We start from the raw sequence: 5,058 nt of genomic DNA, 5'->3' as shown, positions 1-5,058 counted from the left end.
GGTATGGTTGAAGCCTCTCCGGGATATACATTGATTTCTTCCAGGCGGTATTTCTTTGCGGGGTCCAGGCCTTTTAACCGGATAGGGAATTTGCTGCCTTCTCCATAACGGTAATTAACCAGGTAGTTGAACAGTACGCCGGAAGATTTCTTTTCATTCACATACATTACTGCCGCTACGCTGCCCTCGTGCGGGTCTGCCAGGCGGTATTGGTCGCCATGCCAGATCACATCTTTCAAAGCATTATAATTGCTGATGGCCTCTTTACAGAAAGCCAGCTCTTTCTCTTTTAATTCCTTTACCACAATATCAAAGCCCAGCTTGCCCATCATGGCTACGTCTACCCTGAACTTGACCGGTTGTTTGCCCCAGTCCGTTACATGGTTGGCGCTGGCAATGGCCGGATAAAAGTAAGAATTTTCCCATTGGATAAAAATCCGTTCCAGCGGATCGGTGTTATCGCTTGGCCAGTATTCGGTAAAATACTGTAGTGCGGCATAGTCTACCCGGCCGCCACCGCCGGAGCAAAGCATCATGGGCACGTGGGGGTATTTGGCCCGCAGCCTGGCGAGTACTTTATACAGGCCCCTTACGTATTCTACGTATACCTGCGACTGCTGCTGTTTCTGGTAAGCCGACCACACATTATAGATCACAGCGTTGCAATCCCATTTGATATAGGATAACCCGGGGGCTTTTATAAACAGGGAATCCACCACGCTGAAAACGAAGTCCTGTACCTTTGGGTTGCTCAGGTCCAGCACCAGCTGGTGCCGGAAATAATGTTCTTCCCTGCCGGGTTGCCTCAGCACCCAATCCGGGTGTTGGGTATTCAATTCACTTTTCGGGCTTACCATTTCGGGTTCTACCCAGATGCCAAACTTCACTCCCGTGGCTTGCGCCGTGCTATCCAGCGCTGCAATGCCGTTGGGCAGTTTCTTGCGGTTCTCCTGCCAGTCGCCCAGCCCTTCGTGATCGCTGTTGCGCGGGAATTTATTACCAAACCAGCCATCGTCCAGCAGGAACAGGTCTACCCCGAGATCTTTTGTATCTTTTAATAATCCTTTCAGCACAGATTCATTGAAGTTGAAATAAGTAGCTTCCCAGTTGTTTAATAACGTGAGCCTGTCGCCTTTGCCGTCCAGTATTTTATAGTTCCTGGCCCAGCTTTGCAGTTTGCGGCTGGCTTCTCCTTTTCCCTTATCAGAGAAGGTATACAGGAAAGGCGGTGTTTCAAAAGCGGTATTTGTTTTTAATACATAGGGAGATGCGTAATTATTGATCCCGGCTATGATACGTAAGTTATCCAGGTTGTCAAGTTCCAGGTCGATGCGGAAATTGCCGCTCCACTCCATCAGTCCGTACAGCACACTGCCCTGGTCTTCCGTAGCCGGCTGCCCCAGCGATACCATGAATACCGGCGGCTGGAATAAGTTGGCGCGGGTACCCAGTTTGGAATCGAGCGTTTTAATACCGTGTGTCAGCGGGGTTTCTTCCGGCTGCATTTCTTTGGCCCAGTCGCCATGATACTGGCGGAGCCAGTACCGGGGGGCTTTCAGGTACAGATTAGCAGAGGCAAATTTTTGCAGGGTAACGTTTCCTTTTTCCTGGTGCCGGATCACGGACCATTGCTCTATCACATCTTCCGCTTTGTATACTTTATAATACAGGGTTACTTCAAACGGGTATACAGGATCTTTCAGCAGGATGCTGGTTTCATCAACACCGGGGCCGCGGGATATGGTTTTATGGCTTACATACCGCAGATCCAATCCATTGTTGCCGTCTGTATGGGTAACCGCGATAGCCGGTTCCAGCAGGTTTTTTGTACCGGCGGCGGTATAAGCGGCATTGGCTACCCCGGAGTAATCTTCCGTTTGTTTGTATGCCGATGGTACCTGGCTATACTCTGCGGCATTGGACAGTTTTGTACCGAAGTAGAGTGTGGACAATTGTCCTTTTGCATCTACCTGTAATACCACGGCATTGTTCTTTGATTCCAGGGGGATAGTAACCGGCTTTACATCCTGTGCGGTGGCCTGTCCGCAAATCATCACCAGTAACCAGCAGCTCCGTTTCAAATGAATGGATCGTATCATGAAGAAAATCTTTTTAACTTATTGCTACAGTAAGATATAAACAATACGGATAACGGTGCACCGTTATCCGTATTACTTTTTAGGAGAAGATCAGTAGCCGTCGTTCTGACGGAGCTTTCTTCCCGATGAATTAATTTCTGACTGCGGAATAGGTACCCAGTAATTTTTTGTTTTATCAAACTTGCGGTTATCCAGTGCAATGATCCTTGTATACACGATAGTGCCGTCTGATTGTTTGGAGGGCAATACGCCGTATGCAGGAATATTTTCTGTTACTTCGGCAATTTTCCACCTGCGTACATCGAAGTAGCGGTGCTCTTCAAAGGCCAGCTCAATGCGGCGCTCGTTGCGGATGCGGATCCGCATGCTGTCTGTTGAAAGCCCTTTCGGCAGTTCAGGCATACCGGCCCTGGCGCGGATATCATTTATTGCTTTATATACAGAGGCATCCGGTCCTGCGGCTTCGTTCTGCGCTTCCGCATAGTTGAGCAGTACTTCTGCATACCTTAAATATTTCCAGGGCTGATAAGCGGTTTGGTTCGGGTTTTCCACCGGGTTGCTTTCGTTGATGTATTTCCTTACATAATAGCCCGTAGGACTGGTGTTCCAGTTGCCGTTACCATCTTTACTGTCTTTGCCACCCGGACGGAATGTTTCCACATTACGGTTCCTGTAAGGAGCGCCGTTATAAAGGATGCTGGCGTAAAAGCGGGGATCCCTGTTCTGGTAGGGGTTTGCCTTTTGCGCAGGATTGTTCCAGTTGAACCGGGAGCCATCAGCCATTTCATAGTCATCTACCAGGTTTTGCATAGGGGTATTACCGCCCCATCCGCCATAGCCGTTAGGGCCGTTTACCAGTTCCAGGTTTGTGTGTTCATTGGTAGGGGAATATACCCGCTCAAAAATATCCTCACTGGTGCCGCTGATGGTGAATAAGGTTTTATAATTGTTATAAAGCGAGAACTTATTCAGCGCTATCACGGCCTGGGCAGCAGAAGCGGCAGCCGCCCATTTCGTTTTATCGTTCACGTTATTGGTATACAACGGGCTGGCTGCGTATAACAACAGGCGTGCTTTTAGCGCCAGTGCGGCGGCGTAGGAACCCCGGCCGGCAGGATAGCTTTTATCCTGCATCATGGCTGCGGCGGTATTCAGTTCACTCAATGCATATTGGATACATTCCTGTACCGGTTTGCGGATAAAGAGCGAATCAAAATTGGTATCGTCCAGGTTATATACGCGGTCGCCTACCAGGGGTACATCGCCGAAATTGCGGATGAGGTCCTGGTAGCGGCAGGCGCGGATAAAGTGGAGTTCTCCTTTTAGTCTTTCTTTACCATAATCGCTCATGGGCACTTTATCGATGTTGGCCAATGCGTAATTGATCTCGCGGATGCTGCGGTAACTTCTTACCCATGTATCGCTCATCCAGCCGGTTCTGTCGGGTGTGAGAGCGCCCTGTTGTACAAACCAGGTATTGTTATCCCATACCACTACCGATTCATCTGTTACAGAGCTCATCCAGGCATCTTCAAAGCCGCGGCCGAAGCCTGGTTTTCCGCCATCGTTGTTGCCGCCTACGCCGATGTACCGGCCTGTAATATAGGCTTCCGCCAGCGAGGAATCGCCCCATACCGCCGCATCGGTGATGATGCTGGTAGGCGTGGTATCCAGGAAATCTTTTTTACATGCTCCCAATGCAGCCATGGCGGCAGCTACCAGGATCAGTGAAATATTTTTAGTCTTCATTTCTTTGCAATTGAAATAGTAAATGATTTATTTCTCCCTCTTAAAAATTCACGTTCACGCCTACGTTAAACACTTTTTGCTGCGGGTAGAAATATCCGCTGCCATCGGTGCCTTCCGGGTCTATCTGTTTCACTCGTGTAAAGGTGAGCAGGTTAAAGCCATTCACATAAAAGCGGGCTGATTTGATAGATGCTTTGGAGATCAAAGCTGCTGGCAGGTTATAGCCTATTTCCAGGTTCTTCAAACGGAGGAAAGATGTATTCCAGTTCCAGAAAGTGCTTGGGTAAGCGCCGAGGTTGCTGGAGTTAGGTCTTGATACCGGGCGTGGCCAGGAAGCATTGGTATTTTCCGGCGACCAGCGGTTATCCGCCCATTCCTTCAGGAAGGAGCCAAATTCACCGGATTCCCAAAGGAGGTATTGTGCGGATTCTCCCTGTCCCTGGAATAAAACATTGATGTCAATGTTTTTCCAGGAGGCGCCTAACGTGATCCCATATACGATTTGCGGGATGTTGTTCTGGTCAATCCGCACGCGGTCTGCTGCCGTGATCTGTTTATCGCCGTCGTAGTCTTCCAGGATCAGGTCGCCGGGCATGGTACCTGGCGCATGTGGTGTAGCATCTATCTGCGCCTGGTCTTTGAAGATACCGATGCTGCGGTAGTACAGACCGGCATTGATGGGATGGCCTTCCACTTTCTGATAAGAGAGGGTACCCGGTGCTTCATCCAGGAAGATGACTTTGTTTTTGATAAAGCTAAAGTTACCGCCGATATTGAATTTCACTTCATTGAAGCGGGTTTCGTACATCACGGAGGCTTCCACACCTTTGTTGGTTACCTTACCTATATTTTCATCGGGGATCTGGCTGCTGCTGATACCGCTTACCCCCGGGATACTCAGGTTCCTTGGCGCCAGGATGTTGTTCCTGGTTTCGCTGAACACATCTAACGTTACATTAAAATGGTTAAATAAAGACGCGTCTATACCGATGTTGGCTTTCTTTGCTGTTTCCCAGGTGATATTGGGATTGGCGAGTTTGGCGTATACAATGGTGGGGATATTGGCGCCGTAGGGCTGGCCCGAGCTGGTTAATGTGCTGAGCACATTTGTTTGCAGGTTGAGGTTCTGCAGGTACTGGTAGCCCGGGGCGTCGTCCGGTTTAATATTTTCATTTCCCAGCAGGCCATAGGAGGCGCGGAGCTTTAAACT

The 5,058-nt window shown here is 49.4% G+C and carries 3 protein-coding genes; all 3 read right to left on the bottom strand.

The genetic code is table 11. The features are described 5' to 3' along the window. Positions 1-2,099 (bottom strand): alpha-galactosidase (locus tag VN105_RS07675; protein WP_325639533.1); only part of this gene is annotated, 2,099 nt, incomplete at its 3' end. Positions 2,100-2,189: 90 nt separating this feature from the next. Then, entirely contained in the window at positions 2,190-3,848 is a 1,659-nt protein-coding gene (locus VN105_RS07670; protein WP_325639531.1) for a RagB/SusD family nutrient uptake outer membrane protein, read from the bottom strand. A gap of 40 nt (positions 3,849-3,888) precedes the next feature. Beyond that, the coding region (locus VN105_RS07665) for a TonB-dependent receptor domain-containing protein (RefSeq protein ID WP_325639529.1) at positions 3,889-5,058 on the bottom strand (1,170 nt) is incomplete at its 5' end.

It is taken from the genome of Chitinophaga sp., assembly GCF_035564935.1.
Classification (GTDB): domain Bacteria; phylum Bacteroidota; class Bacteroidia; order Chitinophagales; family Chitinophagaceae; genus Chitinophaga.
The sequence above is the reverse complement of the archived record's forward strand: the minus strand, read 5'-3'. Positions and strand labels throughout refer to the sequence as shown.

What these genes read in the sequence shown, in the direction of transcription:
- VN105_RS07670 (WP_325639531.1), bottom strand. Translation starts at nt 3,848, where the DNA reads ATGAAGACTAAAAATATTTCACTGATCCTGGTAGCTGCCGCCATGGCT.